Raw genomic sequence first — 4,482 nt, forward strand, 5'->3', positions numbered from 1 at the left:
CGGCAGGTTGCTGCCGGACTCGTACCCGCCGTAGCGCGGCTGGTCGTAGGGGGAGGGGAAGGCCGGCGGCAGGGCGGCCGGCACATTGATCGGGGCGATCTGGGGGACACCGCGTTCTGCGACAAGGCTGTCGTAGATGGGGGTGTCGGAGGAGAAGGACGGAGCGTAGTAGCCGACTCCGTCGAAGGAGCGGGAGGTCATGCGCATACGGTAAGCCACTGTGTGCCTGCTGAGGAGAGTGGTGGGGCACGGAGTTGGAGTGTTTGCCGATACTTCGCCTGAACACTTCCATCGAAAGTATGAAAAACGGTCATCGAACGTCGGGGGCGATGTCAAGGAGCGCCGCGCAGGACGCTCGACATCGCCCGAAAACAGCCCCAGGATGTCAGCAGCGGACCGGGCGTGCGCGACAGCGGGCGAGCCCCCCGAAGGTGCCCGCCCGCCCTCCTGCGCGCGAAGCCGCGCGCCCTGTCGCACGCCGCCCACCAGCGGCGACTCAGACCCCCTGCAACCGCAGCCGCTCGGCGCAGGCGTGGATGCGCACCACCGCCTCCGCCGTACGGCGCACCGTGGCGGCGTCCATCTGCGTCCACAGCGGAACCGTGAGCACCGAGTCGGCCAGCCGGTCGGTCCGCGGCAGTGCCTCCGCCTGCCCCAGCCCGGCATAGGCGCGCTGCCGGTGCACCGGCGGATGGAAGTACCGCCGGGTGTCCACACCCTCCGCCTTCAGCGCCCGGCCCAGCTCCAGCGCGGTGAGGCCGAAGCGGTCCGCGTCCAGGATCAGCGTCAGGTCCTTGAAGGTGGAGATGTCGCCCTCGTCCGGCTGCGCCGTCCGCAGCCCCGGCAGCCCCGCCACCGCGGAGGTGAACTCCCGTGCCAGGGCGCCGCGGTGGGCCACCCGCTCCTCCAGCCCGGCCAGCCAGGTGAGCGCCACGGCGGCGTGCAGCTCGCTCATCCGGGCGTTGAGGCCGGGGAAGAGGGTGTCGTAGTCGCCGGGGTTGCCGTAGTCGCGGGCGCAGCGCAGGGTCTCCGCCAGCGCACCGTCCCGGGTGGCGACCAGCCCGCCCTCGCCCGCGACCGCCACCTTGGTGGGGCTCATGGAGAAGACCTCGGCCAGCCCGAAGCCGCCCACGGGAACCCCCGCCCGGCTGCTGCCCAGGCCGTGCGCGGCGTCGTAGACCAGCGGCACCCCGGCGGCGTCCGCCACCTCCTGGAGGCGCTCCACCCGGCAGGGGGTGCCGTAGACATGGGTGGCCATCAGCGCGGCCGGGGAGTCGGCGGCGGCCAGCCGGGCGGCGGCGTCCTCCGGATCCAGGGTGACGTTCTCCTCCAGCGCCTCGGCGAAGAGCGGCACCCCGCCCGCCCAGTGCGCGGCATGGGCGGTGGCGGAGAAGGTGAAGCCCGGCATCACCACCGGACGGCCCGCCCCCACCCCGGCGGCCTGCAGCACCAGCATCAGCCCGGCCGTGCAGTTGGAGACCGCCACCACATGCTCCACCTGGAGCAGCTTGGCCGCGGTCTCCTCCAGTTCCGCGACAGTGGGCCCGTTGGTCAGCCGGCCGCTGTCCAGCACGGTGCCCAGGCGCTTCAGCAGCCCCTCGCGGTCGGGCACCCGGACCACCGTGAGCGGCAGCCCCTGCGGGAAGGCCGGGGTGCCACCGAGTGCGGCGGGCAGTGAGGCGACCTGGTCTGCGGTCATCTTTCGATCCCCCTGAGGTGAGGCCGGTTCGGCCGGTTCGTCGGTTGCGGTGGCACGGGACGGCGGGGCACGGCCCGACGGGCGTGCCCGCCGGGGAGGCCGGGAAGGCCGGGCATCCGTTCCCCGGGACCGGCGGCGGACGGGACCGCAAGGGGGTCCCGCGGCGGCGCGGCGAAGGGTTCGGCCGCCCGTCCCGGCGGTCGGCGCCGGGACGCGGCGGCGGGGGCCGCGACGGCCGACCTGGGGATCACCAGCAGCACCAGCACCAGCGGCAGCACCTGCACCCGCTCCCGGGACAGGATGCCCATGTTGTTGATGCTGGAGAACGCCCAGCAGAACAGCAGCGTGTAGACGACGGTGAAGGCCATGTACGGACGGCGGACGAAGAGCCGGGGCACCTGCCGCAGCCGCGGCCAGGAACGGACGAAGACCACCAGCAGGGCGAAGCACTCCACCGACTGCACCAGGTTCTGGACATTGGACGCCTCGAAGGGGAACGGCCGGAAGAGCACCGTCACCACCGCCATCGGCAGCCCCAGCGGGGACAGGCTGACCGTGGGCCCCGCGTCGTCCTCCCCGACCCCGGCGGCGGACGGGTCGATCTGGGAGCCGCCCTGCGAGGTGCGGCGGGCCGTCTCCTGGAGCACCTGGTCGACCGAGCCCCCGCCGGAGGCACCGGTCCCGAAGAAGGAGTTGACCTGCTGCAGCATCAGCATCACCCCCACCCCCAGCACCACCACGGTGAGGATGGTGCGCAGCGGCCCCAGGGCGCTGACCTCCCGCGGGCGGCGCCGCAGCACATAGCCGATCACCAGCCCGGCCCCGGCCAGCACCGTCACATGCGGCCGCACCATCCCGGTGCCCAGCGACCCCGCGACGATCCAGGCGAAGGCGCCCCGGCGCCGCTCCAGCAGCCGTGCGATGCCGTAGGCGGTGGCGCCCAGGCAGAGCATCATCCAGGCGTCCTTGCCGATGCTGGACGGCCAGAACAGCAGCGAGGGCAGGAAGAAGACCAGCTTGGCGTAGCGGCGCGACTCGGCCTCCGGAAAGGCGATCTGCACCGCCCGCCAGAACAGCAGCAGACCCCAGAAGCCCATCCAGGAGTAGACCAGGAAGCCCCCCAGCAGCGACGGCCCGGTCAGTACGTAGACCACACCGGTGACGATCACCACGAAGCCGGTGCCGGCGACCTTCATCCCCAGGTCGTAGTGGAAGACGCCCTGTTCGAGCACGGCCGCCAGGGCGCGCCCCTTGGCGTCGTACATCTTGGCGTCGGCCTGGCCGCCGTACAGCACGAAGGCCATCAGATAGCGGGGGAAGGCACAGAGCAGCTTCAGCGTCAGCGCGGTCATCAGCAGCCGGAAGACCTCCGGCTCCGGGTTGGCGGCCGCGATCCGGCTCAGTACCGGGGTGGACACCGCCATCAGCGCGGGCAGCACCAGCAGCGCACCCCAAGTGTCATAGGTGGTGTGCGCCATGCCCCAGACGAACATCGCCACATAGCAGGCCACCAGCAGCCCCGCGGTGAAGGACGCCCACGGCAGCTCCCGGGCCCGGCGGGCGGCCAGGGCGGCCGCTCCGGACCCGGCCATCAGAAGACCTCCAGGTCGCCCAGGGCGAACCGCCAGGCGGCCGGGCCCGCCTCGCCGGCCGGCCCGGGGCCGCCGCCGGGGGCCCGTGTCACCAGGGTCATCCCGGTACGGGGGGCGGTGAGGTAGCCGCAGCGCAGCGCCGCCGCGGCGGCCTCGGTGCCCGGGGACAGATGGGTCGCGACATGGTCGCAGCCGCTGCGCGCGGCCGCCCGCAGCAGCCGGGCCGCGGTCGCGCGGTCGCCGGGGCGGACCACCACGTCGGCCAGGGTGAACTCGGTGAGCGGGCCGCGCCTGCGGGGCCGCCCGAAGGCCACCCCGGCCAGCTCGCCGCCCCGCTCGACGGTCAGCACCCGGTAGTCCAGACCCGGTGCGTCGCCGTAGCGCCAGCGCAGGAAGCCCGGGGAGCGCCGGGTCGCCAGCCGGGGGCCGCGGGCGTCGGCCTCGGCCCGCTCCCGCAGCAGCTCGGCCAGCGGACCGCCGCCCTCGTCACCGCCCCCGCCGGGCTGCGCATCCCCGCCGCCGGCGTCCGGCCCGGACAGCGCGGCGAACCAGTCCGCCGCGCGGGGCAGCGGACAGCGGGCCCCCGCGTCGCTCGGCGGGGCCGGGGCGGCCCGCCGGTCAAGGACGCCGCGGACCCCCCGGGCGAAGGCGGCGGGCCGCACCGGGCGTACCGAGATCGGCACCCGCCCGCCCGGCTGCCAGCCCATCGCCAGATAGCCCGGCAGGCTGCGGTCGTTGGGGGTGTTGAAGACCAGCTCGGTGTCGGCGACGACCTCGGCCAGCAGGCCCAGGGTGAGCCTGCGGAAGACGCCGCGGCCGCGGAAGCCGGGGTCGGTCGCGGTGTCGACCGGCCGCACCGCCCGTACGGTGCGCCCCGCCGCGGTGTACTCCCAGCGCAGGAAGAGCCGCACCCCGGCGAGGTGCCCGTCCTCGGTCTCGGCGAGCAGCCCCGGGCTGGTGCCGAAGGGGTTGGCCAGATGCTTCCAGCCGAAGAAGGCGGCGCTGCGTTCACCGGTCGGGCCGCCCGCGAGGGAGGCGGTGAGCAGGTCGAGCACCCGGGGTATGTCCTGCCGGGTCCAGGGACGTACCAGCAGGCCGTCGGCCCCGCCCGGGAGCAGCGGCGGCCGGCCTGGGCGGCCGGCGTCCGGGGCGGCGGACCGCGCGGAGCCGGCGGGGGCGGAGACGGGGTCC

4 protein-coding genes are annotated in these 4,482 nt (G+C 74.5%); all 4 read right to left on the reverse strand.

Annotation, left to right across the window (positions count from 1 at the left end; genetic code table 11):
- On the reverse strand, window positions 1-201 hold a 201-nt coding region (locus AOK09_RS39680), incomplete at its 3' end, for a DUF6643 family protein (RefSeq protein WP_322973225.1).
- Between the two features lie 295 nt (window positions 202-496).
- Complete coding sequence (locus AOK09_RS31645; RefSeq protein ID WP_055590662.1) at window positions 497-1,699, reverse strand: DegT/DnrJ/EryC1/StrS family aminotransferase; 1,203 nt, start codon at window positions 1,697-1,699, stop codon at window positions 497-499.
- Window positions 1,696-3,291, reverse strand: coding sequence for a hypothetical protein (locus AOK09_RS31650; protein ID WP_055590663.1), 1,596 nt, complete (start codon window positions 3,289-3,291; stop codon window positions 1,696-1,698). The genes AOK09_RS31645 and AOK09_RS31650 overlap by 4 nt, the downstream gene beginning before the upstream one ends.
- Window positions 3,291-4,482 (reverse strand): GNAT family N-acetyltransferase (locus tag AOK09_RS31655; RefSeq protein ID WP_322973226.1); only part of this gene is annotated, 1,192 nt, incomplete at its 5' end. The genes AOK09_RS31655 and AOK09_RS31650, both read right to left, overlap by 1 nt.

Source organism: Peterkaempfera griseoplana, assembly GCF_001418575.1.
In the GTDB taxonomy this organism is placed as follows: domain Bacteria; phylum Actinomycetota; class Actinomycetes; order Streptomycetales; family Streptomycetaceae; genus Peterkaempfera; species Peterkaempfera griseoplana.